The sequence below is a fragment of the Methylophilus sp. Leaf414 genome, from assembly GCF_001425425.1.
Taxonomy (GTDB): domain Bacteria; phylum Pseudomonadota; class Gammaproteobacteria; order Burkholderiales; family Methylophilaceae; genus Methylophilus.
The window spans coordinates 89955-115103 of sequence record NZ_LMQQ01000004.1; the positions used below are offsets into that span (position 1 = coordinate 89955).

Consider the following 25149-nt stretch of genomic DNA (forward strand, 5'->3'; position numbering starts at 1 on the left):
GATTAAGCAATCGTGTCATATCACCAGTTGATTTAAAGTTTCTATAAAACGCGCTCTTGGGATTTCATAAGCGCCAAAACTGGCCAGTAGTGGCGTATGCATCTGACAATCAATCATACCGACTTGTTGCGTGATTAGCCATTGCACCATGTGGGCAAAAGCCACTTTGGATGCATTACTGACATGGTGAAACATGCTTTCACCATAAAACATGCGCCCGATTTTGACGCCATAGCAACCACCGACCAGAATGTCATCCTGCCAGGCTTCGACACTGTGCGCATAACCAAGTCTATGTAACTCAGAATAAGCTGCAGCCATGTGTTCGGAAATCCACGTGCCATCCTGATGTGGGCGGGCGGTACTTGCACATGCACTGATCACACTTTCAAACGCGGTATTAATACGGATTTCGAATAGTTGCTGCTGGATAACCTTGCGCAGAGAGCGGTTGATGGTGATTTCTGCCGGAAACAGTACCATGCGCGGATCAGGGCTCCACCACAGGATAGGTTCGCCGGGGCTGAACCAGGGGAAAATACCCCGTTGGTAAGCCGCAAGTAGTCGTTCCGCGGTCAGGTCACCACCAATCGCAATCAGCCCGTTAGGCTCAGCGAGGGCATGATGCAATGCCGGAAAGGGCGTGTATTGCTCAAGGATTAACACTGGCCCGCCGGGCAGCGGATAATAACTTTCTTGCATACGCGTCAATCAAACTGATACGGAGAGTGCTTGCTCATCCATTCTACAACTTTGTTGCCCGGCATGGCGCGTGCGATGCCATAACCTTGCGCATAGTCACAGCCCAGTGAACGCAAAATACGCGCTTGCTCGACTTTTTCAACGCCTTCAGCAATCACTTTGCGGCCAAATTCACGGCATAGTGTTACCACACTCCTGATCACGGCCATATCTTCCGGATTGACCAGCATATTGTGCACAAATGACTGATCAATTTTGATGATGTCTACCGGCAATCTGCGCAAATAAATAAGCGAAGAATAGCCAGTGCCAAAATCATCAATTGAAAACGAGACGCCTAGGTCATGGCATTGCTGGATCACGCGATTTACACGGGCAAAGTCAGTGATAGCTGCGCTCTCGGTAATTTCAATATGCAGTTGCTGCGGTTTAATGTCGGGATATTTTTGTAGCAAGTTGGTGATGTGATCAGCAAATTGCTTGTGCATTAAATGCAAGGCGGCAATATTGACTGAAACCTGCGTTTCAAACCCTTGTTTTTGCCACTCGTTTAACTGGCGCAAACCTTCTTCAATCACCCAGTAACCGATATCAATAATCAGGGTAGTGTGTTCGACGGACGCCAAAAAGTCGTTGGGATACAAGAGTCCGCGTAAAGGATGCTGCCATCTCAGCAGCGCTTCAAAACAGAAGATTTCACCCGTTTGCATGCATGCTTGCGGCTGGTAAACCAACCTGATGTGACTATGCTGAATGGCAACCAGCAGATCTTTCAGCAAGGTTTGTTGTTGTTGCGATTGTTGTGCTGAAGCCAGGTCGAACAGGTGGTATTGGTGCCCGCCATGTGTTTTGGCATGGTACATGGCATGATCTGCATGCCTGAGTAAGGTATCGGGCGGGTGATGGTCGAATGGATACAGGGTATAACCGATACTGGCAGAAATCGAAAACTTGAACTTATCGATGGCAAACGGTTTTTCTATTGCCGTTAACAACCGCTTGAGCAAGCGGGTATATTCTGCCTGGGTGTGGCAACCGCACAGCAGCATGGCAAATTCGTCGCCCCCCAGGCGGGCAATGGTATCAGTAGGTCTGAGCATGCCGGTGAGGCGGCTTGCTAGTTGTGTCAGCAGTTTGTCACCGTACTCATGGCCATACTGGTCATTCACGATCTTGAAATCGTCCAGATCAATGTAGCAGATAGCGATTAAAGATTGCTCACGCTCCGCTTCAATCAAGGCATGCTGCAAGCGCCGCGAGAATAGCACGCGGTTGGGAAGCTGCGTCAGTGCATCATGATAAGCCAGGTGTTCGAGTTTATTCTGCTGTTCTTTGGCATGAGTAATATCTGAGAACAAGCCAACGTAATGTTCAAAAGTACCGGCTTCATTCATCACAGGAGAGAGCTCGAGTTCGGTCAGATATTCCTGGCCGTGCCTGTGCTGGTTCCAGACTTCGCCTCGCCATTCCTGCACTCTCTGAGGTTTTTTGTAAAACGACTCGAAAAATTCAGGCTCATGACATGCCAGGCCAAATGCCTGTGGCGGTTTGCCGATCACTTCGGTTTGGCTATAACCTGTAATGGCACTAAAGGATGGGTTGCATTGCACAATCAGGCCATTGGCATCCGTAATAAAAATGGCATCGGTGGCATGTTCAAAAACGCTTGATGATATTTTCAGACGATTGGCATTCGTCTGAATCTGGCTCAGCATTTCGCGTAAACGGCGACGCATTTTTACCATGTTGGCAATCAAAGTGCCTGGCTCAGCAGTAGTATTGTCTTCGGCAAAGTCTCCACTTTCGATCCGCATCAGCATTTGTTTGGCAGTTTCAGGTTCGCCTCCCAGAGGATTTAAAACAAAACGCCGCAACCCGCTGATCAATGCGATCAATGCAACGAGCGCCACCACCAGAGTGATGATCAGTACTGGGGAAAGGGCGCCTAGCGCTGACCAGTAAGCCTCACTGGCAGGGTAAACAATATTGATGGTGAAATCCCATTCAGGCACTTCGCGCGTGACCTTTTTCCATTGATCATGTGTGTCATTGAGAGCGTTGCGTGCTTGTTGCTGGCTGACACCTGCGGTCAGGAATCGTATTTTTCCCTGATGATCGGTAATGGCGACAAAGCCTTTTTCCAGGAAGCCCCATTGCCTGATTGCCTGGTCAATCGCATTGAAATTAAGTTTATAGCCAACATACCATGCGCCTATTAGTTGCCCCTTGTGGTCATGCATGGGTTCATAACGGGAGAGGTAAGCTTCGCCCAAAATATCCACTACGCCGTAAAAGGTTTGGTCGTTGAGCAGTTGCTTGATCGCTTTGCCTTTGGTGTCAAGCTCAGTGCCAAATGCATTACTGCCATCTGCTTTTTTTACATTGGTGGCAATGCGGAAAAAATGCTGGTCGTGCTTTACAAAAATGGTGGCTGTGCCGCTGCCAATCCGGGTCACTGAATCTACCAGGATGCTTTTGCCGGTTTGCGGCGTATTCCCGAATAACAGGTTAGGTACCTGTTTATCCTCCAGCGAGGTCATGCCATTAATCGAAGGTTGGCCTTCAAGTGACGCATATTGCTGTAGTAATGCCATACTGGAGAGCACATGTTCACTCACCAACGTTTTGGCGGTAATCAGCAGGTTTGATAGTTTTTGCGTCTCTTCATTTGCTTTTGATTGAATGTTAACCAGGTGTTGATTAAAGATATAAGCAAATGAAATCAGCCCGATAGTCAGGCTGATAGTAGCCAGTGGCAATAGGATTTTTTTGAAAAGTGCGTAGTGTTTCATTGTATATTTGTGTAAATATTATTTAACAAATCCTCCTTTATTCGCATGTTTATACAGACCTTTGCTGGTTGCTGCAATACAAATATGCGCACTGGATGGTGTCTATGCGCATACTAATGATCAGGACACTAAAAGAAAGTGAGGGACGGGTAATCAAGCAGTTTTTTTGAAAAAAATGATTTCAAATCAATTGATTAACGCGTAAAATGCGCAGTCCTTAAGCATCGTCGGTCACTCGCGTGGAAACCTACACCTCCCTTACTGCAAAACCTTTCAGCAGCTATCGTCCTTATTGGGCGAAACGCTTTGGCACAGCGCCTGTGCTGCCTATGAGCCGCGCCGAGATGGATACGCTGGGTTGGGACAGCTGCGACATTATTCTGGTCAGTGGTGACGCCTATATTGATCACCCGAGTTTCGGGGCGGCACTGATTGGGCGTTTGCTGGAGGCCCAGGGTTTCAGGGTTGGTATCATTGCGCAACCAGACTGGCAGTCGGCTGAGGCATTCAAGGTATTGGGCAAACCTAACCTGTATTTTGGGGTGACAGCCGGCAATATGGATAGCATGGTTAATCGCTATACCGCCGACCGTAAAATTCGCTCTGATGATGCCTACACGCCGAATGCGGCGTCCGACAAGCGGCCAGACCGTGCGGTGCTCGTTTATTCGCAACGCTGTAAAGAAGCCTATCCATCTGCGCCATTAGTGATTGGCAGTATTGAGGCCAGCCTGCGCCGTATTGCGCATTATGATTACTGGTCGGATAAAGTCCGCCGCTCGATACTGGTAGATTCCAAAGCTGACCTGTTGCTGTATGGCAATGCAGAGCGCGCGATTATTGAATTGTCCCACAGGCTTGGTCGCGGCGAAGACATTGCCGATATCCAGGATATACGCGGTACCGCCTTTATTCGCAAACAGGTGCCGGACGAATTTGTTGAAGTGCCATCGACACGCCTGGACCGCCCAGGTGTTGTCGATAAACATGAAGATCCTTATGCCATGAAAATGGGCAAAAGTGACGCCAGTTGCGCTACGGACGATAAGGGTAGTGATGCAGCAGCTGCGCCAACCATCAGCATGCCGCTGCCACTTAAGGCCGCCAAGGTGCCGCGTGACCGCCAGGTCATCCGTATGCCTTCTTATGAAGAAGTGGTCAGCGACCCGGTGATGTATGCACATGCTTCACGCGTGCTGCATCTGGAAGCAAACCCTGGCAATGCACGTGCGCTGGTGCAGAAACACGGTAACCGCGAAGTGTGGCTGAACCCGCCGCCAATACCGCTAACGACCAAAGAAATGGACCATGTTTACGATTTGCCATATGCACGTAAACCGCATCCAGCCTACCAAGGTGCCAATATCCCGGCCTGGGAGATGATCCGTTTTTCTGTGAATATCATGCGTGGCTGTTTTGGCGGCTGCACTTTCTGTTCGATTACCGAGCACGAAGGCCGTATTATCCAGAGCCGTTCCGAAGATTCTATCCTGCGTGAAATTGAAGAAATCCGCGATAAAGTTGATGGGTTTACCGGTGTCATTTCAGATCTTGGCGGTCCGACCGCCAATATGTACCGTCTATCCTGCAAGTCGGAAGAGATTGAAAAAAGCTGCCGCAAATTATCCTGTGTTTATCCTGGTGTGTGTGAAAACCTGAATACGGATCATTCGGCCTTGATCCAGCTTTACCGCAAGGCACGTAATCTGCGCGGCGTGAAGAAAATCCTGATTGGCTCCGGTTTGCGTTATGACCTGGCGGTGAAATCGCCAGAATATGTCAAAGAGTTGGTGCAGCACCATGTTGGCGGCTACCTGAAGATTGCCCCCGAGCATTCTGAAGAAAACGTACTCAGCAAAATGATGAAGCCAGGCATGGGCGCTTATGATGAATTCAAACGTATGTTTGAAAAATTCAGCGCCGAAGCCGGTAAGAAACAGTATCTGATTCCGTATTTTATTGCGGCGCACCCAGGCTCTACCGATGAAGATGTATTAAACCTGGCGCTATGGCTGAAACGTAATGATTTCAGGCTTGACCAGGTGCAAACCTTTACTCCAACACCGATGGCGATGGCCACCGCCATGTATCACAGCGGCAAGAATCCTTTACGCAAAGTGACAAAGGATTCTGAGATGGTTCCGGTGCCCAAAGCTGGCAATGTGCGCAAATTGCATAAAGCCTTTATTCGCTATCATGACCCGCAAAACTGGCCGATGTTGCGTGAAGCCTTGAAAAAAATGGGCAGGGCCGATTTGATCGGCAATGGTAAAAAACATTTGATACCCGCCTATCAACCGGCCGTACTCACCAAAATTGTGCAGTCAGACGGCAGCCGGTTTGTGCCGAAAGTCATGCCTAAAGGCTTTAACCAGACTAAAAGCTACGCCAGCCCTAAAAAGGGTCCCGGTAGCCGCAAGCATTAATCTTAAGTGCTAAACCCTACTGGTTTCGCCTTAAGACAAATCAATCCTGGCATTTGTCAAAGTGGGGGGGCGGTAATCAGCCTGTGCCCCCCATTTTGATTTTACTGATGCATCGACAGTGACATTGACTGAACGCATATTGTTTTGTATGATTTCATAAGGTCTGAAAAAGCGGCCGTCGCCCTTGACGAACAAACCTTTGAAAAAGCCATAAATCCCATACGCAAAGTCCTTATAGGAATCAGTTGGTTTGGTTAAGTAGGCATTGGTGGGAGCTACATAAGGTTTCAGTTTTAAATTGGCATTGCGCGCTTTGTCAAGCATCCAGGCTAGTGCCAGTGTCGATAGCGGGTCCTTGCCATAGCCGCCACCGACATTGGCATGCGCACCAATAAACCAGCGTTGCTCCACATCGGTATTTTCAGGTTTCTTGATGCCATTTTCATTGGTCCACATGGCAACGTTGTAAGCTTCACGATTTTCATCCAATGCCATGGCGTGATAGGCATAGGACACGATTTTGGATAGTTCGGTGTCATGCCAGGAATAAAGCGCCTTTTCGGAAATCATGGTACCTGGAATCCCCAGTGCGCCTACCGTGTCCCATACACCAAGGAAATGCACATTTACTTCCAGGCTGTATGTGTGCCTGAATGTCTGGCATTGATCACTATCAGGATGCGCAGATTTGTCTCGATATAAATCTTCTGCCCGTTGCAATAAATTTGGCGTACTTGTTTTGAGCAAACCACATTTGCGGATCAGCCCGACCATACTCCTGGCGGTATATGCGCCACGGCTAAAACCAAATACCCAGATTTCGTCTCCTTCCTTGTAATGTCTTGCCAGCCAGTCATATCCCTTAAGCAAGTTTTCGCTCAGGCCATAACCAAACAGGCCACCACGTAATTTGTCACCAGGTGCCGTGCCTACGCCGGGTTCGTAAAAAAAGGTCTGCTTGATCTCACCGTCATATTCTTCTATCAAAGTCGATAACTGGAATACATTGGTCAGGTCAGCAGGGTCATTCCAGGTACCATCAAACAACACAATTAATCTTTCTTTTTTTCTCATCACATTGTCTCCAATCCGAATAAGTGTGAGTGAGCGATCAGCTGCTGTATGTGTCTGGGCCTGGCTTTGTTTCGATGAGGTTTTGGCATGGCAGCCTTTCTAAATTTATCGTTGATATTATTTAACACATGGTAGCGCTGTCTCATTTATGTGACAACTTCAATGTGCTGATAAGCTTACAAACCTGTAATTGAATATGAAATGTATGAGAGTATGTCGCAGGTATAGCTCGGCGCACGCTGCGCTTTGGTGATCACTGGAATGAGGAATAAGATGCGATGTTTTTGGCTATTAGCCACAGTGTTTTTACTGTTTAGTCAGCAGGGAAATACTGCTGAAAAGAGTTTATTCTGGCAGCTGGAATCGCCTGAGGGTCAGGTCAGTTACCTTTTTGGCACTATCCATACCGATGATAATCGGGTGACCAGCTTTTCGCCTTTAGTGCTGCAAGCATTGAAAAGTGTAGATACGTTTATGCTGGAGGTTGCTGACGAGCCGGCAGCCAAGCTGCTGCAATTGCCTCAAGGTGATTTAAAGCAATATTTATCTGAAGCCGAACTCGACCAGGTCGCGCAATTGGCAGATGTACATGTGATGCCGCTGGACAGGGTGCTGAAAATGAAGCCATGGTTATTGGCGGTGCTGTTTGACCTGCCGAAACCGCAAACGCCATTTGCCCAGGATTTTTTATTGAAAGCCAAGGCAGAAGAGATGGACAAGCGGGTCGTTGGCCTGGAAAATCCGCAAGAACATTTCGGCGTGATGGACAGCCTGACCTTGGACGAGCAGTTGTTAATGCTGCATGCGGTACTTAAGCGTACCCAAAAACAAAAAGAAAAGGATTTTGAGCAGTTGATGAAAGCATATCTGGCAGGCAACCCTGACCAGGTAGCAAACATGGACGATGAGATGACGCGCGGCGTGTTACCGGCAGAAGTATGGCAGCGCATGCGGGTCAAACTGCTGGACGAGCGCAATGTGAAAATGGCTGAGCGTGGTCTTGAGCAGGCAAAACAGGGCAGGGTGTTTATCGCCGTTGGGGCCGCGCACCTGGCAGGGAAAACTGGATTGATTCAGGCTTTCAAACAGGCCGGTTTTAAACTGACACCGTTAAAAAAGTAATGTATTAAAAAGCATTAAACACGGACTTGTGCGACTTCCTGTGCGATGCGGGTGATGTGCGTAACAAAATCTGCATCTTCGCCAACCAGCAGTCTCGGCAAATGCTGGCGAAAATCTTCCCGCTGGCACCACTCACGCATGTAATCCTCCCATGACATCCAGCGGCGCAGGCGTTTGCCGCGCATATCCGGATCATAGGCCAGCAGATAGGCCCGCTCAAATAATGAAATCAGGATTTCGAACATGACCAGTTTTCGTTCTTCCTGCTCGGCTGACATGGCTAGCGGGCCGCTATGCGAACGCAGTTGCAAGTCAGGGTTGGCCATCACCAGCTTGAGGAAATCGGTATAGTTGTCGGCAAGCAGTTGATAGACTTCCTCATCTTCGTTCTCGCGCTCTTTACGTTGCTCAAGCATAAAGGTCATGATTGCCAATGGCAGACCAATGACCGTGACGACATAACTCAGTAACTCCCAGGTGTCTTTGCTTATCACTAAAGAATATCCTCAAAAATACGCGCTGATTGCTGCTTAAGCCTTTGCCATAATGAGCGTTTCTGCCACTCTTGCAACTCAATCTTTTTAGCATTTTTCAAGTCTTCCTGAAAGCGGTTTTCAAGATTTTTGGCGGTTTGATTATCTAAAATGACCACGTCAATTTCAGCATTGATGCCCGCGCTGCGGTAATCAAAATTGGAACTGCCAATCACCGACCACACACCATCAATCGAGATCATTTTGGCATGTAATATCTGATCCTGCATCTCGTAAATTTCTACGCCATGCTTTAACAGGCGCGCATAGTGCGACCGCTGGACATTAATCGCCAGTATTGAGTCACTCATGCTGGGAACTAGCAAGGATATTTTTACGCCACGCTCTGCGGCAGCAACAAGCGCGTCTTCCTGCGCTTCTGTAGGCACAAAGTAAGCCGAGTTCAGGACAATATGGCTTTCTGCATTTTCAATGGCAGCAACCAGGGTCAGGTAATACGGTGAGTCTGTATTTTTACGCTTGGTAGCCGGCGTGGCGATCACCCGCACAAACTGCTCTCCCTGTTTGGAAAGCGGCGGGAAGAAACTTGCCTGGTCAAGTGGTTGTGCCGCGTCCCAATGTTCCAGAAATACTTGTTGAATATTTGCCACCACCGGGCCTGTTATCTGAATATCGGTATCTCGCCAGTCGACCTGGTTGAGTTCAGGTAATTTTTGCTTGCTGAAAAAGCGTAATGAACCTTTGCTTTGGTAGGTTTTGCTTAAATTCACACCACCGAGAATGGCTACATTGCCATCGACAACCATAATTTTTCGATGATCGCGCTGGTTAATTAAAGTAATGCTGTCGGCGTTGACAGGATGAAAAACCGTAATCTTTGCACCGGCTTTTTTTAGTGTATCGAATAGTTCAGGAGGCGTGCTAATTGAGCCTATTGCGTCATAGATAATGTGCACATTGACACCTTTTGACAGCCTGTCCAACAGCAGCGCCTTCAGCGTAATACCGCCAAGATCTACATCTTCAAATGTGAAGTACTCAAGATGAATGTGCTGTTTTGCGCTTTCCAGCGCGCTACGCATTCTTGAAAAAGTATCCTCACCGTTGAACAGCAATGTGACTTTGTTATCGGCATATAAACTATTTCCGGCAATGGCTTGCTCTATGCGGAGATGTTCCGCCAGTGATGTGCGAATTCGCTCATCAGGCGATAAATTTTTTAAGACTTTGTTGATTTTTCCGCGGGGCAGGGGTTTCTTAGCGCCAACAACTTCTATAGTCTGTGCTTGTGCATTGAGTTCTTCAAGCGTCTGCTTTGAATCCGGGATAGAGGCACAGCCTGTAAGCCATATGGCTATAAAAAATATAGATAGCAGAGACCATTGATTGCAGAACAGATAAAGCGGTTTTTTAATATAAATGGCTGCCCCAAATGGTGGGTGCATACAGATCTTTGTGGGCATGTTGTCCACTATCGCCATTTCAGGATAGTTAGGAAGGTTGGCTTGCGTGCTGTTGTATTACATCCATACATTCATCAAACTGCAATGACTTATCGAAGAAATAATCAACGCCCATATCCTTTGCCAAGTTGCGATAGTAGTTATTACCATGATTAGTCAGCATGACAATATCCGGCATTTTAAAAGGATAATTTTTTTGTTTTGCATGACGAACCACATCGAAGCCCGTACCTTGGGCTAGCTCTATATCCAGCACGATCATGTCATATTCCGAGGCGTTCAGGAAATCGATAGCTTCATCGCTAGTCGTGGCAATGTCTTCAATTTCCAATTGATCACAGTCTTGGAGCATCTCAAGGATGACATCACGAATCAGTGCAGAGTCTTCAACTAACAATAATTTATACATGATCATTTAACCAATCACTAGCCCGCGATATTGTATAAAAAGTTTCGAAGTCTGACTGTAGAGTGAAATCCTACATTGCCCTACCTGATGAGGTTGATGGTCAAACAGAAAGTCATTTTTTCCAGAAGACTCAACGCTAAAAAACTTTGTTGCGTAAAAACTAGTTGAGTAAACCATATTTGATCGCATAGTAAGTTAAATCAGCATTTGATTTCATCGCCATCTTTTCCAAGATGCGGCTGCGATAAGTGCTCACCGTTTTGATACTGATAAATAATTCGTCTGCGATTGCGGTGGGAGTCTGTCCGGCTGCCAGTTTTACAAATACCTGGAATTCGCGGTCAGACAGGGTTTCATGTAATTGCTTTTCAGAAGGATGACTCAATTCGTTGGTCATCAACTCAGCTAGCTCGGCGGAAATATAGCGCTTGCCAGCGGCTACCGTGCGGATAGCCTGAATGATCTCGTCAGAATCCGCATTTTTCGAGAGGTAACCTTTACAGCCATTGCGCATCAGGTTGAGCGCATACTGATCTTCAGCATAACCACTCAAAACCAGCACAGGTAAGGTAGGGGAAACATGTTTTAATTCATGCAGAGTGTCCACACCATTTTTGTCAGGCATGGAAATGTCCAGCACCATGGCGTCAAATTCCTTATCGCGCACCAGTTGGATTGCTTCAGCCCCGGAACTGGCTTCACCAGTCACTTGTAAATCAGATTCCAATTCAATCAAATTGCGCAAACCATCGCGCACGATACTGTGATCATCGACCAGAAGAATTCTTTTCATTATATTTCTCGTTATCGGGTAGCAGAGCGTATGGTATCAGTATTTGGTGATGTATTTGATTCAGGCGCAGGTTGATCTTCTGTCGGCTGCTCATTCACCATTTCAGTCCTGAATAAATTCCAATCGCTGCTAATCATGGAAATTGAATCTGCAAACAAAGTCTTTTTTTTCCAAACTTTACGCACAGCAAAAAAGGCGATGACGCCGATTAGTATTGGTATTGACATTGCAACACCTAATATCACTGTACGGTTAGGGTGTTCCCACAATAGTGAAAACAACCACATTAGCCCTAATAGGCCAGTAAAGATGAACATTGAGAAGACCACCAGTATCCCGATGACACTGGTGGCTAAACGCTCGGTTTCCCCCAAAAAATCCTGCTTGATCTGGTTGGCACGTTCTTCCGTGTAGTCTGCAACCTGATGACGCATGGTCAGCAAATTATCTGTCAATGAGGATATTTTGCGATTGAAAAATAACATAGCAGTAAATTTTAGGAGGTTAACCCACATACATATCCCTTGTTAGTCAGGAGTTAATCGCGGCGTTTATTGCCCAATAGGTATCCTAACAGCAAACCTACACCAGCGGCTGCCAAAACAGTACCCAATGGGTGCTCTTGTACTGTATCTGAAGTTCTTTCTTTCACAGTCTGATAGCCATGGCTAAGCTCTTCCTGTACTTGACCTTTAACTCGGCTAGCACTGGCGCTGATTTTTGAAGCGATAGATGCTGCGGTTTCATCATTGGTTAAACGATCAATATTGGTTTTCAATGTGCGAATCAACTCTTTAGCTTTGTCTTGAGTTGTATCAGCAGTATCTTGAACTGCATCCAACAAATCATTTGCAGTTGTTTTAACCTGAGCTGCAATCTCTTCAATTGCCTGGTCAGATTGTTGGGCTAAACGGTCAGTTGTTTGTTCAACATTGTCTTTTGAAAAATTAAACATTATTAACTCCTTAATTGATGGTGATCGGAAATTAAAAAACACATTATTACCAAAAGCGTTGTACTTCATTTAACTAAACGCTAAAGATTAGAAAGCCAAGCATCTACAAGGTTTCAGATTTATGCTAACTGATTTTTTGTTATCCAGTTTAGCACCATGTGTTTTCAACATGGAGTCATGGTACCCACGGGCGTATTACATCCCTATCGGTTACACACCTATATGAAAGTCAGAATCGTCTGACAAAGCGCCTGAATGCTGGATGGGCAAATCTTATGCATTGCTGATAACTGATAACACCGCTATGATGCGGTTAATACTTTTTAAATATGTACAACGCAAAAAGGCTCCTGTTGATTGCTGATTGCAACACTGGCAATTATCACACCATGCAAAATCTTAGAACACATCTTCTTGCACTGCTGGATCGAATGGAAAAGGTCGGTGAAACCTTTGGCGGTAATACTGTCGCCCTGTTAACCGTGAGCCTGATTCTGGCCGCCGCTATGCTGGTATTTAATGACCGCCTTATTGTTAATACCAGTGAAAAAACAGATGCGTTGTCCACATTGGACCGATTAATCATGGAAACCTGGCAGACGCGGGCACATCTCGCAATTGCGGAAAGTGCCCAGCGCGGTTACCTGCTTACGCGATCAGATACTTATTTCAGGCCTTATGACGAATCCACCAGTCAGATTACAGCGCATTTGCATAACATCAATAAATTGCTTGATCGTAGTAACCTGACCAGGCATCCGGCGATTCGCACCATCATGACAGAAATGGTAAATAGTATTGCCAAAAAATCTGCCGAGATGAGCGTTACCATTGATCTAGCCAAAAAACGCCAATTTGACAAAGCATTAGCTGTTGTCAAGCTGGACTCAGGCATGAAGGAAAGCCGTAATATAGAAAAGCTGGCACATCAATTTGAAAAGCAGGTAATGGAATACCGGGCAGAGCTCGCAGAAACCCGCAATAATACGCGGCGCATGATGCGCTGGTTTGTGATGGCTTGTCCGCTGATTTTTGTTTCACTCGTGGTATTGGTGATCAAACGCTTGCTGCGGGAACTGGCTGAAAAAGCAAAATTGCATGATCGCCTGACCGATGAAAACACCGAATACGAACGCAATGTTCAAACTTTGCGTCATAAGCTGCAAGGCGAGGCATTACTAGCACAAACCAATGTCGAAAGGGAACGCTATAAGCTATCCAGGGAGCTGCATGATGAGCTCGGGTCATTGCTCACTGCCATCAAAATGGATATATCCTGGGCGGTTAAACACCTGAAAGACGATTTTCCGCAAGTCACAGAAAAACTCAAAAAAACCAATCAATACCTTGATCGCAGTATTAACTTCAAGCGCGAGATTGTGCAAAACCTGCACCCATCGATGATCAAGACCTTTGGCCTGAATGCCTCACTGCAGAATCTGCTCAATGAAGCAGAGAACAGAAACCAATGGCAAATGGATGTTATTCTGCCTGAACAAGATCTGCAGATTAACGAGACCTTGAGTTTGATTATTTACCGGCTGGTGCAAGAAAGCCTGAATAACTGCAGTAAATATGCCGAGGCTACAAAGGTTTCAGTACATTTACTTAATGACGAACAGAATATCAAAGTCGAAATTGCCGATAACGGCATTGGCTTCGACACCAGTAAATTAAAAAGTGCTTCAACCGGCATCAGCGGTTTGCGTAATCGTGTGGAATCTATTGGTGGTCATTACGAAATTTTCAGTTCTCCCTTGCAAGGCGCAAGCACACGCGTGCTTTTACCTTATCTGAGAGACCTATCTGCCTCTTCCTGATCTTCTTCAGGCATCCATTGTAGTCATATTCTGACATCGAATTCAGTCATCAGACGACTGACCGAATATCTCCTGGTCTCTATTATGGTCACACATAAACCAGAGCTGTGGCTCACTTAAACTAAAAATAGAAAGTAATAGGAGGCAATATGTCTATAACAACATTTAAACATGCAATAATTTTCGGTGGCTTGCTGGCTACAACAATTACATTAAATGCATTTGCATTTGATTTGGATGAAGTTCAAAACGGAGATAAACCTTATCTTCAACAGTTCAATAGCCTGGATAAAAACGCTAACGAGACACTTACATGGTCCGAAGCTAAAGCTGACAAAGGTGTGAAGCATAAAGACTTTAAAACTTTTGATGGCGACAATGACGGCAGCTTAACTTATGAAGAATATGCGGAGCTAAAAACCAAAACTGGTCAAAAAGCAATCAAATCCGCCATGTCAGATAGCTGGATTACTACTAAAGTAAAAGCGCGTCTGCTGGAAGAGGAAGCATTGAAATCACTGAAAATCAGTGTAGAAACCCATAAAGGCCAGGTGTTATTGAGCGGGTTTGTATCTGATGCCAGTCTCAAATCTAAAGCTGAAGAATTGGTTTCTGGCGTTGAAGGTGTGAAATCCGTTAAAAACGCAATTGTAGTGAAAGAAAGTTAATTGGAAACACCCTTTGCAAGCTATGTATCCTCTCCCAAAGAAGTAGCTTGCTCTTTTTTTTCGGTGAGTTGCCCAAATAAATATTGCGCACGATTATCCTCTGCAGCATGGGCAGTTTGCCAAATTACGAAAGGACTTAAATCATGAAAAAAACTAATTTTTATCTGACTACAGGTTTATTAATGGCTTCTTTACTAGGTGCCAGTGCTACTGCAACTGCGGCTGATGTAGTGAACAGAAATGAAGCAATGTACAAGTTTTTGCCTAGCGACACTGTCGTGCAAAACGTTAAAACCAGCTTGCAAAGTCATGGTATCGACACTTCAACTTTACAAGTGGATTCTGATGCTAAAGGTGTCGTGCAATTATCTGGTTTGGTAGGTTCCAAACAGGACGCCGAAGTGGCGACTCAAATTGCAAAAGAGTCAGATGGCGTCTATGCGGTGTTAGGTCAATGGCGTTATGAGTTGGCTGCTGTACCAGCAGACTCAGAAGCAGCAATGGAAAAGTCAGCACCTGCTGCCACCGGTTCTGTAGAATCACAGCAATGAACAGATCGGGAGGGACAACCCTCCCGAAGTTCTTCCAAGCAGGAGTTAATGTTGCTGGGGCATCACATGTCGACCGGATTCGTACTCGGCCTGGTTGGCTTGTCGGATGAACAATAGCTTTTCAGTCGCAAATCCAAGCTCTTTTGCCTTCGCTATTAAATGTTGTTTGATTGGATAGGTGAGTTGGGGTGTGCGTGACAAAATCCATAGATATTCACTGCCGCTACTTACCAGCGCGTAGTTGTAATATGGCTTATCTAGGATAAGAATATTGTAATCGCCATAAAAAGGCCCAAAGAAAGATACTTTCAAGCGGCCAGTTCGGCTGCCATCTGCATTGGCCGGATCAATAAATTTGGCTTTGCCTACTGCTTCGCTCCAGTCTTTCTTTTGCGGGTCAAACCCACGATTCACTACTTTAATTGAGCCATCATCCTGCAAGGTATAATTTGCGGTGACCTGTTCGAGGCCCTTTTCAAATCTATTATCCAATCTCGCTATTTCATACCAGGTTCCCAAATATTGGGCTGGGTCAAAACTGCGCACAATAGTTTGTTCCGCTAGTGGCGACATGGGGTCTGAGCAACCGCTCAAATTGATCAATATAAACACACAAGCTAAAAAATTATTAACAGTCATAAAGCATTATAAAAACCAATAAGTGAAAATAAGTTACAGTTTAAAATAATACACATTGAAACAGGCGATAAGGGATAAAAATGAAACTTACAACGGTATGCATCATCGCACTACTGTCATCACCAGCAATGGCTGGTAACGTTGAAACCGGGCTTGGCGGCGGATTAGGTGCGGCGGCGGGAACCGCAGTAGGCAGTGTACTTGGTGGTAGCACCGGTGAGATTGTGGGTGGTGCAGTTGGCGGTGGATTAGGTGGTGCAGTGACTACAGGCCGTGGTGGTAAAACTGGCGCTATTATTGGTGGGGCCGCGGGTGGTGCAACCGGCGCTGCGGTTGGGCGTACAGTAAGTGGTACAACCGCAGGTGCAGTGGTAGGCGCAGGTTTAGGCGGTGCAGGTGGAGCTGTGATTGGCAAAGAGATCGATGAGCCTGATCCACATGGGAAACGCTATCGTGGTAAAAAGGGCAAGAGACACGGGCATCATGGCCGAGGTCACCGGCATGATTAAGATTTAATTTGCGCAATCAAGGTCGCCAGATCAAGGCGGCCAATCAATCTAATCTTAATCAGCTAGCCAGCTTAAGGCCTATCATCCCGGCAATAATCAGCAGCAAGCTGATAATCCGCAACGCAGACACTGGCTCGTTAAATAACAAAATACCTAGAATGACCGTGCCGACGGCACCGATACCGACCCAGATAGCGTAAGCAGTGCCTACCGGTAAAGTTTTAACGCAAAGCCCCAATAACCAGACGCTAATCACCATCGCCACGATAGTCCACAGCGATGGCCAGAAACGTGAAAAGCCATCGGTATATTTCAACCCAATCGCCCAGGCCGTTTCAAATAAACCGGCAACTATCAATATTAACCAGGTCATAAAGCGCTTTCATATATTAATTTGCTGAGATTTATAGATTAAGGTTTAAGTGCGTCAAGGTCTTGTTCAGTTAACCAGCGCCATTCACCAGGCTGTAAATTCTGTGGTAATTCAAGGCGTCCAATTTTGATACGCTTCAAGTAATCTACCCGGTTTCCAATCGCAGCAATCATACGTTTAACCTGGTGATACTTACCTTCTGCCAGAGTCATGTGAATAATCGATTCTGTCACGCGTGTAATTTCGAGTGCGGCAATCGTTTGATCTTCGTCTATCAGCTTTACGCCTGCCAGTAATCCTTGCAGGTCTTCGTCACTGATGGGATGTTTGCAAGTCACTTCATAGATTTTTGGTACATGGTGCTTGGGTGAACTGATCTTGTGAATAAACTGGCCGTCATCCGAGAGTAAAATCAAACCCGTGGTATCTTCGTCCAGCCGGCCTATGCACTGAATGCCACGCTCAACCAGTGGTAGTGGCAGCAAAGAATAGATGGTGGGGTGAAATTGCGTTTTGTGCGAGCATTCGTGATGTGCCGGTTTGTGCATCATCAGATAGCTGTGCTCGCGGTATTCCCAAGGTTCGCCCTCGATGGTGAATTGCAGGTTTTCGAGTTCAAAAGTGGCGTCCGGGTCATTGCACAATTTCCCATTCACGGTCACTTCTTCATTAATAATCAGGATGCGACACATTTTACGTGTGCCGAAGCCTTGACGTTGCAGAATACGTTCTAAATCAAGTTTCTTAGCCATGGCCTGAATTATACGCGAATCCTGAGGCGACTTTCCTGTAGGTGTGCCTGCTTCTGTCACTCCATGCGTGACTCACGTACAATGCCGGCATGGCATTTAAACATATCACCTCCCGCGATAATCCCGTCTACAAACACTTGCGCAAGCTGGCTGATAATGCACGCGAACGTAAAAGCAGTGGCTTAACATTACTGGAAGGTGTGCATCTGATCGAAGGCTACCTGCAAACACTGGGTGAGCCGCAGTTGATGATTATTCCTGAAGGGAAAAGCAGCCTGGAAGCATCCAACCTGATGCAGCACCTGGTAGATGTAGACACCATCATGCTACCGACGCTGATGTTTGCCGATCTGACGCCGGTTTCCAGCAGCAGCGGCATCATGGCATTAGTACCTGTACCGGAGATCGCGTTGCCGGAAACAATAAATTTTGCCCTGTTAATTGAAAATATCCAGGATCCCGGTAACCTCGGCAGTATATTGCGTACCGCTGCCGCTGCCGGGGTGCAGGCTGCTTATCTGACGAAAGGCTGTACCGATGCCTGGTCACCAAAAGCCTTACGTGGTGGCCAGGGTGCGCAATTGGTATTACCGTTAGTCGAAAACGTGGATGCTGTGGAAGTGGCCCGGCAGTTCGCCGGTAAAACACTCGCATTGACTATGCAGGGAGAAAACCTCTACGATCAAGCGTTAAGCGGGCCAGTCCTGTTTGCAGTAGGTAATGAAGGCGCCGGTATTTCGGAGGCATTGCAGAATACGGTGAATGTATGTGTCAGTATCCCGATGGCGCATCAAGGCGTACTGGCATTGGAATCACTGAATGCCGCCGCGGCAACGGCAGTTGCCTTGTTCGAGTGCCAGCGTCAGCGAATGCCAGGTTGAACTAAATCATCCGGTGCGCTGATTTAATGCGTCACTCCGTGGTCATCGTTGTCATCAAATAAAGCGAGCGCTTCCTGCTCATCGACCACATATTGCTTGTTGCAAAAGTCGCATTGAATCTGAATGCTGCCTTGTTCATCCAGAACGCTGCGTACTTCCGCCAGACCCAGTAACTGCAACATATTGGCCACATTGGCTTGTGAGCAACTGCAAAAAGCACGGATATCACGCGCTTCAAACAAACGGATATCCTCCTCAACAAAAAGGCGCTGTAACAGCGTTTCAGTGTCTAAATCCAGTAACTCGCGATTGGTCACCGTATTAGCCAAATGCTGCACCCGGTTCCAGTGATCGAGGTCATGCTCTTGTTGTTGCGGCAGTTTTTGCACCAGTAAACCAGCAGCTCTGTCACCTTCGGCCGTCAGCCACAATTTGGTGTCGATTTGCTGCGAACGGAGCATGTAGTTTTCAAGCATACTGGCAATGCTGTCACCTTCAATTGGCACAATACCCTGATAGGGCTCGCCTTCCTCCGGCATCAGCGTAATCACTAAATGCCCTTGCTCAAGCCAGTTGCTCAGCGTGTCGCCGTGTAACTCTTCATGCACTTTAGCCGTGGCACGTATATCAAGCTCAGAAGTACATTCAACCACCAGTAACTGCAATGCACCCTGGCTTTGCAATTGCAAAATTAACTTGCCTTGCATTTTTAACGTAGACGTTAATAGCACGCTGGCCGCCATGAACTCGCCGATCACTTTTTTCAAGGCGGGTGGTAGTGGTTGGTGTTCAAGCGCATTAAACAGGCTTTGATCAAGGTGCACACAGTTGCCGCGCACCGCGGAGTGATCAAAAATAAAGGGATGCAATAGGTCTTGTTTCATAGGTATTATTTTAACATTGAAGCCATGCCATTCTAAGGTGCAAATAAAAAAGCCCGCTCGAAAGCGGGCTAAAAATGGATTTAATCAGAAGTGGTAATTAAGTGTCGCCCGTGCATTCAACGGCGCGCCCGGAGTAATGTTATTGTTGTTGTGTGCAAAAAGTGCATAGTCTTTGTTAGTGATATTCTCAATATTGATCTGCGCATCCCATTGTGGGTTTATTTTTGCAAAAATAGCAGCGTCAAACCGCGTGTACCCCGGCAGGATAGTGCTATTACCTGCTGTAGGTGTTGCTGCATACATTTCTGAGCGACTGACTACACCCAGTGCCACTGCCCACATGTCGTTGATCTGGTACTTGTTCCACAGAGAAAAAGTGCGTGTCGGCGTCATGGCAAGTTGTGCACCTTTGTTAATCACATTGGCGGCATCTGTATTCGCAAGTGTTTCGGTGATCTCGCCATTCTGCAAAGTAAATCCACCCATGACTTGCCACTGATCGGTAATTTTGCCAGAAGCGCCAAGTTCCAATCCGGTGGTTTCCTGACCGTCCAGCAGAATCGAGTTTCCGGTATTGCTAGGATCAACAGCCAGTACATTTTCCCTTTCCAACTTATATACGGCCGCAGTCAGGGAAAGATTTTGCGTGATATCCCATTTTGCGCCGATTTCTTTATTGATGAATTTTTCAGGTTTAAAAGTTGCAGAGGTTACGTTAAGGCCAATCAGCTGGTCGCCAGCACGTGGGACATAGGATGTACTGTAGTTGGCATATATTGAGCTATTCTCTGTTGGCTTGTAAATCAGCCCTGCACGTGGAGATAACAGGCTGTTCGATATATCCAGGTTGGTGCCGTTGCGCAAATCCGTATAACGAGTCTCAAGGTGGTCATGCCTTAATCCGACTATGGCCTGCCATTGAGGATTAAATACAATTTGGTCCTGCAGATAGAACGCAGCTACCGTGAAGTCGCTAGTCTGGTCTCTGGAAGTTGTATTGAATGCAACATTGGATGTCGTTGGATTCGCTACTGAAAAATTTCCAGGAAGGTTTTCACCACCAGCAGGAGTCAGACGCTTGTTGTCGGTATTCTGTGCGGCGAATTCAGCACCTGCCAATAGTTTGTGCTCAATGTTGCCGGTGTTTGCTGAATAAGTGATATCGGTCTGGTTAATCAGGTTTTCGCGTTTTGTATTATCCCGGTAAGCACCTAACTGAACAGTACCGCCCGTGGTCACACTGCTCCTGGCATATACGTTTTGATAATACTTGTCGTAATAGGCCAGGCGCGTGCTGTTCTTAACCTGTACGCCATTGTCAAAAGCATGTGTGATGGCGGCATTGAATGCTACCGTTTCAGTTTCAGTCGGGCTTAATCTTGCATTGCCAAAAAACTTGTCATAATCGCTGATACGGTAGGGCCGATTATTCAGGTTGCTACCATCGGCGCCTATAAACGAAGCTACACCACGATCAGCAATCCGCTCATCTTTAAAGTATTCAGCACTCAGTTCAATCTGTGTCTTGTCGCCAGGTCTGATGGTAAAAGTCGGCGTGAAACCGTAGCGTCTGAGTTCAACCCCATCACGGTAAGAGTTTGAATTTTCGTAGACTGCATTCAGCCTGAACGCCAGTTCATCGGAAAGGCCTTGTCCATAATCTGCTGCAATGCGGCGATGCTCAAAACTGCCGTAACTTACACTGATATCCCTGACAGGGTCCCAACCGGCTTTTTTGCTGACACGGTTAACCACGCCACCTGCACCGCCGCGTCCGAAAATCATGCCGTTCGCGCCTTTGAGTACTTCGATGCGGTCTGTATTGTAGAGGTCGCGGTAGGTCTGAATGTCATCTCTCAAGCCATCTACGAACAAATCTCCGGTGGTCTGGTTACCGCGCAGCACCAACTGGTCGCGGTTTCCTTCGCCTTGCGCCGCCTGAACGCCAGGAACATAACGTACAGCATCCGCGATGCTTTGCATGGATTGATCCTGGATAAAATCACGTGTGATAACGGTAATGGCTTGAGGGACATCTACAAGCTCGGAATCGGTACGGGTTGCAGTTGTAGAGCGTTTGGCCTGGTAACCTTTAACCGGTTTAGTATCACTTTCTTTTTCTGCGGTGACTTCCACTTCCTTTAATTCCTGAGGGCTAGTTTCCGCTGCGGCCAGACTCGATATTGAAAGAATAGATGAGCTTAAAAGCAAACCTAATGCATTGAGGACTTGCTGAGGAGTTAGCTTAAGCGATGAGGGTGTTTTCATTGTTGTGATCATTTTAAAAAATTATCGAAATAATAATTAAGTTGATAACAATTATCAATCATTAGTGAGCGGTTGGTAATGCTAAGTCACCATACGCTATCAAAAGGTTGCCAGTTATCCAGTGCCCATTGCCACAAATTGGGAAGCGTTTTAAAGGCTGGGGGATGTGTGGGGAGGTTAGGCAAAAAACGGAAAGCTTTCAGCAACGTTGCAATGACTTCATCTTTGGGCAATGAATCAGCGAGCGTCTGCTTGCTCAATTTTTGCCCATCAGCATTCAATACCAGCGGGATATGCGCGTACACTGGTGTTGGATAGCCTAGCAGTTGTTGCAGATAAATCTGACGGGTGGTGGAATTGAGAAGATCAGCACCGCGTACCACATGCGTGACACCTTGCAGTGCATCATCGACTACGACGGCAAGCTGGTAGCTGTATAAACCATCGGAACGTTTGATGACAAAATCACCAATTTCCCAGGCCATATTGTGCTGAACTCTGCCTTGAACAAGGTCTTGAAAACTAATCAGTGATTCGGTTGTTTTCAGACGCCATGCTGCCGTGGAGTCATGTTTTATCGGGTGTGACAAGCATGTGCCGGGATAAATGGCTCCTTCAATACCATGTATGCTGCTGGAATCCGCAATTTCCTTGCGGGAACAGGTGCAGGGGTAAGCCAGGTCTTTGTGACGAAGCTGGTTTAGCGCTGCTTCATATAATGCGGTTCGCTGGCTTTGATAGGTAATTTCGTCATCCCATACAAACCCATAATGCTCAAGGGTATGGATGATCTCTTCACTGGCACCTGCCATTTTGCGGGTTTGGTCTACATCCTCAATCCGCAACAGCCATTTCCCGCCACGGCTTTTGGCATCGCAATAGCTCGCGACCGCTGCGACCAGCGAGCCGAAATGCAAAGGGCCGGTAGGTGAGGGTGCAAAGCGTCCTACAATCATTATTGGGTTGCGTATGGCGGAATATGCCAGGCAACCAGCTGACCGCCGCGTAGTTGTAAATGACAGGCCATGCGTTCAATCCCATGGCTGGAGACATCAAAAGTATAAGTGCGTAGTATCTGTACGCGGCCATTGGTGTCGCGGGCGAAGCCAACACGTGAGCCTGCAACGGTTTCATCGAGAAATTGCAAGTTGCAGCGATCAGCCAGTTGACGGCCGATTTTCAGGGCAATTTCCCGTTTGGAAACAGAGTCCATCCAGAACCAGGCGCCAGCGACTATGAGTGCCAGCAGTGACCATTCAGCCATTCGATTTCTCCTGAGAGCCGGAGCCGCATTTGGGTGTATGATACAAGTGAGTCAGTTCCAAAATCTTCTTTCCTTATCCTCAAATTCACTACAGTTTGCTATGAGTTCATCACGCGAAACAGACGCTATCCAGGCTTATTATAATTTATTGCATGCCAAGGGAGCAGATGAAGCCATCATGGCACAACGCGATGCCATATTGAGTGAATTGTGCCCAATGCTGGAAAATCAAGAGTCTACCAGTGCGGTTTACCGCAAAGCGGTTGACGATTTTCTAGAAGATCAACCTGCACAGCGTTGGCCTGAGCTGCTTACCATTATCCGCGAGTTTTATCCTTTCTGGCGTGGCGATGTTAAAGCGGTCATGCAGTATGCGGATACTGTTGGCTTTGAGTTACATCTTATCGGCTGGCAACCGGCTGTCATTGATCTGCAATCGGTATGGCCTGCTTTGCAAGCCGAAAAATTTGCCACTTCAGAACTATGGGCACTGAATGGTTACGTTAAAGCGCTTAAATCCATGGAGCAGAAACAGGATATGGATATTGAAGTGCGTACACGTATGGCCAAGTTAATGTTGCTGAGGTTGCGTGATGCGCCATTGTCAGAGAAAAATGCATTTCGAATTACGGCAGATGCTACTTTGCCCTTATTTAACCTCAAGCATACCCGACATTTATTTTTGAATGCGGTGCGTGAGTTCTATTATTTCTGGGCCGCACACCCAGATGCCGAAGAGATGTTCAAGCAGCTTCAACCTTCCGAAATCATGTAATCCAAAATGGCACTAAAAAAGTGCAATGCACTTTATAAGGTGCAATATTGGTGCATTTTTCAAGTGAGCCTAAAACTTTATTCTTTAAAATCAACCATGTAATAATGGTCTGATAATTGCTTATCCACTGCGAATTTTTGAAAAAGGCGTGCCAAAAGGCAAAACGTCATCTTTATATAATTAAATTCGGAGAGCGAAAATGGAAGCATTAGTGTCCGCTAATGACGTCTTGTTTGTATTACTGGGGGCCATCATGGTGCTGGCGATGCATGCCGGTTTTGCATTTTTGGAAGTAGGTACAGTGCGTCAAAAAAACCAGGTCAACGCACTGGTCAAAATCATGGTGGATTTTTGTGTTTCCACCATTGCCTACTTTTTCATTGGCTACAGCATCGCCTATGGCATCAATTTCTTTAGTGGCGCTGATGTCCTGGCAGCTAAAAGTGGTTATGACCTCGTTAAATTCTTTTTCCTGCTGACCTTTGCAGCAGCCATTCCGGCGATTGTTTCCGGTGGCATTGCCGAGCGCGCCAAGTTTAATCCGCAAATGGCAGCAACCTTCCTGATTGTCGGTTTTGTCTATCCCTTTTTTGAAGGGATCGCCTGGAACAACCATTTTGGTTTCCAGGAGTGGTTAAAGTCCAGCTTTGGCGCCAGCTTCCATGACTTTGCAGGTTCGATTGTCGTACACGCGATGGGCGGCTGGATTGCTCTGGCGGCAGTGATGCTATTAGGCGCCCGCAGTGGACGCTATACTAAAGAAGGCAGATTGCATGCTTATCCACCTTCCAATATTCCTTTCCTCGCATTAGGCGCATGGATACTGACCGTCGGCTGGTTTGGCTTTAATGTGATGTCCGCGCAAGCTATCCAGAACATTTCTGGCCTGGTAGCCGTCAATTCCCTGATGGCCTTGGCCGGCGGCACTCTGGCTGCACTCGTACTCGGTAAAAATGACCCTGGCTTTGTGCACAACGGCCCTTTGGCTGGCCTGGTTGCTGTCTGTGCCGGTTCAGATGTGATGCATCCGCTTGGCGCCTTGGTCACCGGTGGTGTAGCTGGTGTTATCTTCGTCTGGGCGTTTACCATGACACAAAATCGCCTGAAAATTGATGATGTATTAGGTGTATGGCCGTTGCATGGTTTATGCGGTGCCTGGGGTGGTATAGCAGCCGGTATTTTCGGCAGTGCCAGTTTAGGCGGGTTGGGTGGCGTCAGCCTGGTAAGCCAGTTGCTCGGTACTATTGCTGGTATCACTGTCGCATTCATTGGCGGCGGTATTGTGTATGGTTTGCTGAAAAAACTTGTCGGCATCCGCCTGGATGCAGAGGCTGAGTTTGATGGCGCCGATTTAAGTATTCATAAAATTCCATCAGTCTCAGCCGATTAAGTGTTTACCCGCAAACACCTAAATTCTTACTAGACTAATAACTGCTCGCCTTCCATCTTGTCTCTTCTGGACAGGAGAGATAATTCAAACTTAATTCGAGTTCCTGCCTCTATCAATTAAGACTGATAGAGTCAGGAATATTGTT

Annotated in this window: 25 protein-coding genes; 9 read left to right on the top strand and 16 right to left on the bottom strand. The window is 46.8% G+C overall.

Features of this window, described 5'->3' with window-relative positions:
* Window positions 1-15 precede the first annotated feature (15 nt).
* Together aat and ASG24_RS09510 are read right to left on the bottom strand one after the other, a co-directional pair.
* Window positions 16-702, bottom strand: coding sequence for a leucyl/phenylalanyl-tRNA--protein transferase (gene aat, locus ASG24_RS09505; protein ID WP_055870691.1), 687 nt, complete (start codon window positions 700-702; stop codon window positions 16-18).
* 5 nt (window positions 703-707) lie between these two features.
* On the bottom strand, window positions 708-3494 hold the full coding sequence (locus ASG24_RS09510; RefSeq protein ID WP_156376547.1) for an EAL domain-containing protein: 2787 nt from the start codon (window positions 3492-3494) through the stop codon (window positions 708-710).
* A 239-nt stretch (window positions 3495-3733) separates the two neighbouring features.
* On the opposite strand from ASG24_RS09510, the gene ASG24_RS09515 reads away from it, so the two are divergent.
* On the top strand, window positions 3734-5920 hold the full coding sequence (locus ASG24_RS09515) for a YgiQ family radical SAM protein (RefSeq protein ID WP_055870693.1): 2187 nt from the start codon (window positions 3734-3736) through the stop codon (window positions 5918-5920).
* 30 nt (window positions 5921-5950) lie between these two features.
* Here the strand turns inward: ASG24_RS09515 and ASG24_RS09520 are convergent, their stop codons facing one another.
* Window positions 5951-6994: a DUF2235 domain-containing protein gene (locus tag ASG24_RS09520; protein ID WP_055870695.1), complete on the bottom strand. Its 1044-nt coding sequence runs from the start codon at window positions 6992-6994 to the stop codon at window positions 5951-5953.
* Between the two features lie 273 nt (window positions 6995-7267).
* Between ASG24_RS09520 and ASG24_RS09525 the strand changes: the two genes are divergently transcribed.
* Window positions 7268-8116 (top strand): TraB/GumN family protein, encoded by an 849-nt coding sequence (locus ASG24_RS09525; protein WP_200937003.1) that lies wholly within the window; start codon window positions 7268-7270, stop codon window positions 8114-8116.
* A gap of 14 nt (window positions 8117-8130) precedes the next feature.
* On the opposite strand, the gene ASG24_RS09530 is transcribed toward ASG24_RS09525, so the two are convergent.
* The 6 genes from ASG24_RS09530 to ASG24_RS09555 all read right to left on the bottom strand — a co-directional run bounded on the left by ASG24_RS09530 (window position 8131) and on the right by ASG24_RS09555 (window position 12230).
* On the bottom strand, window positions 8131-8610 hold the full coding sequence (locus tag ASG24_RS09530) for a hypothetical protein (RefSeq protein WP_055870701.1): 480 nt from the start codon (window positions 8608-8610) through the stop codon (window positions 8131-8133).
* Window positions 8610-10055, bottom strand: coding sequence for a phosphatidylserine/phosphatidylglycerophosphate/cardiolipin synthase family protein (locus tag ASG24_RS09535; protein ID WP_235562382.1), 1446 nt, complete (start codon window positions 10053-10055; stop codon window positions 8610-8612). The genes ASG24_RS09530 and ASG24_RS09535 overlap by 1 nt, the downstream gene beginning before the upstream one ends.
* A gap of 46 nt (window positions 10056-10101) precedes the next feature.
* Window positions 10102-10482, bottom strand: a complete 381-nt coding sequence (locus ASG24_RS09540; protein WP_055829838.1) for a response regulator — start codon at window positions 10480-10482, stop codon at window positions 10102-10104.
* A 160-nt stretch (window positions 10483-10642) separates the two neighbouring features.
* Window positions 10643-11275, bottom strand: a complete 633-nt coding sequence (locus ASG24_RS09545) for a response regulator transcription factor (protein ID WP_055829836.1) — start codon at window positions 11273-11275, stop codon at window positions 10643-10645.
* Between the two features lie 11 nt (window positions 11276-11286).
* A complete protein-coding gene (locus tag ASG24_RS09550) occupies window positions 11287-11790 on the bottom strand; it encodes a hypothetical protein (protein WP_055829833.1) in 504 nt (167 codons plus the stop codon).
* 23 nt (window positions 11791-11813) lie between these two features.
* On the bottom strand, window positions 11814-12230 hold the full coding sequence (locus ASG24_RS09555; protein ID WP_055829831.1) for a hypothetical protein: 417 nt from the start codon (window positions 12228-12230) through the stop codon (window positions 11814-11816).
* A gap of 389 nt (window positions 12231-12619) precedes the next feature.
* Between ASG24_RS09555 and ASG24_RS09560 the strand changes: the two genes are divergently transcribed.
* The 3 genes from ASG24_RS09560 (at window position 12620) to ASG24_RS09570 (ending at window position 15269) form a co-directional block, all read left to right on the top strand.
* On the top strand, window positions 12620-14050 hold the full coding sequence (locus ASG24_RS09560; protein WP_055872018.1) for a CHASE3 domain-containing protein: 1431 nt from the start codon (window positions 12620-12622) through the stop codon (window positions 14048-14050).
* A 149-nt stretch (window positions 14051-14199) separates the two neighbouring features.
* Complete coding sequence (locus tag ASG24_RS09565; RefSeq protein WP_055870708.1) at window positions 14200-14718, top strand: BON domain-containing protein; 519 nt, start codon at window positions 14200-14202, stop codon at window positions 14716-14718.
* Between the two features lie 143 nt (window positions 14719-14861).
* The gene (locus ASG24_RS09570) at window positions 14862-15269 is read left to right on the top strand and encodes a BON domain-containing protein (RefSeq protein WP_055870711.1); all 408 of its coding nucleotides are present in this window, start codon (window positions 14862-14864) and stop codon (window positions 15267-15269) included.
* A 45-nt stretch (window positions 15270-15314) separates the two neighbouring features.
* Here the strand turns inward: ASG24_RS09570 and ASG24_RS09575 are convergent, their stop codons facing one another.
* Entirely contained in the window at window positions 15315-15842 is a 528-nt protein-coding gene (locus ASG24_RS09575) for a lipocalin family protein (RefSeq protein WP_055870714.1), read from the bottom strand.
* Window positions 15843-15988: 146 nt separating this feature from the next.
* On the opposite strand from ASG24_RS09575, the gene ASG24_RS09580 reads away from it, so the two are divergent.
* On the top strand, window positions 15989-16417 hold the full coding sequence (locus tag ASG24_RS09580; protein WP_055829822.1) for a glycine zipper domain-containing protein: 429 nt from the start codon (window positions 15989-15991) through the stop codon (window positions 16415-16417).
* 58 nt (window positions 16418-16475) lie between these two features.
* Here ASG24_RS09580 and sugE read toward each other — a convergent pair whose 3' ends face one another.
* Both sugE and ASG24_RS09590 read right to left on the bottom strand, forming a co-directional pair.
* Window positions 16476-16790, bottom strand: coding sequence for a quaternary ammonium compound efflux SMR transporter SugE (gene sugE, locus ASG24_RS09585; protein ID WP_055829820.1), 315 nt, complete (start codon window positions 16788-16790; stop codon window positions 16476-16478).
* A 38-nt stretch (window positions 16791-16828) separates the two neighbouring features.
* Window positions 16829-17542, bottom strand: coding sequence for a pseudouridine synthase (locus ASG24_RS09590; protein ID WP_055870716.1), 714 nt, complete (start codon window positions 17540-17542; stop codon window positions 16829-16831).
* Between the two features lie 89 nt (window positions 17543-17631).
* On the opposite strand from ASG24_RS09590, the gene ASG24_RS09595 reads away from it, so the two are divergent.
* Window positions 17632-18423 carry an RNA methyltransferase gene (locus tag ASG24_RS09595; protein WP_055870720.1) on the top strand — a complete coding sequence of 264 codons (792 nt, stop codon included), beginning with the start codon at window positions 17632-17634 and terminating at the stop codon, window positions 18421-18423.
* Window positions 18424-18446: 23 nt separating this feature from the next.
* On the opposite strand, the gene hslO is transcribed toward ASG24_RS09595, so the two are convergent.
* The 4 genes from hslO to ASG24_RS09615 form a co-directional block, all read right to left on the bottom strand.
* Window positions 18447-19307 carry an Hsp33 family molecular chaperone HslO gene (gene hslO / locus ASG24_RS09600; protein ID WP_055870723.1) on the bottom strand — a complete coding sequence of 287 codons (861 nt, stop codon included), beginning with the start codon at window positions 19305-19307 and terminating at the stop codon, window positions 18447-18449.
* Between the two features lie 84 nt (window positions 19308-19391).
* Window positions 19392-21575: a TonB-dependent siderophore receptor gene (locus ASG24_RS09605; protein WP_235562383.1), complete on the bottom strand. Its 2184-nt coding sequence runs from the start codon at window positions 21573-21575 to the stop codon at window positions 19392-19394.
* Between the two features lie 86 nt (window positions 21576-21661).
* The gene (gene gluQRS / locus ASG24_RS09610) at window positions 21662-22531 is read right to left on the bottom strand and encodes a tRNA glutamyl-Q(34) synthetase GluQRS (RefSeq protein WP_055870728.1); all 870 of its coding nucleotides are present in this window, start codon (window positions 22529-22531) and stop codon (window positions 21662-21664) included.
* Window positions 22531-22839 carry a DUF3301 domain-containing protein gene (locus ASG24_RS09615; protein WP_055829802.1) on the bottom strand — a complete coding sequence of 103 codons (309 nt, stop codon included), beginning with the start codon at window positions 22837-22839 and terminating at the stop codon, window positions 22531-22533. Before ASG24_RS09615 ends, gluQRS begins: the two co-directional genes overlap by 1 nt.
* 100 nt (window positions 22840-22939) lie before the next feature.
* Here ASG24_RS09615 and ASG24_RS09620 point away from each other — a divergent pair, with 100 nt between their 5' ends.
* Together ASG24_RS09620 and ASG24_RS09625 are read left to right on the top strand one after the other, a co-directional pair.
* A complete protein-coding gene (locus ASG24_RS09620; RefSeq protein WP_055829800.1) occupies window positions 22940-23614 on the top strand; it encodes a hypothetical protein in 675 nt (224 codons plus the stop codon).
* 199 nt (window positions 23615-23813) lie between these two features.
* Window positions 23814-25004, top strand: coding sequence for an ammonium transporter (locus ASG24_RS09625; RefSeq protein ID WP_055829798.1), 1191 nt, complete (start codon window positions 23814-23816; stop codon window positions 25002-25004).
* Window positions 25005-25149 lie beyond the last annotated feature (145 nt).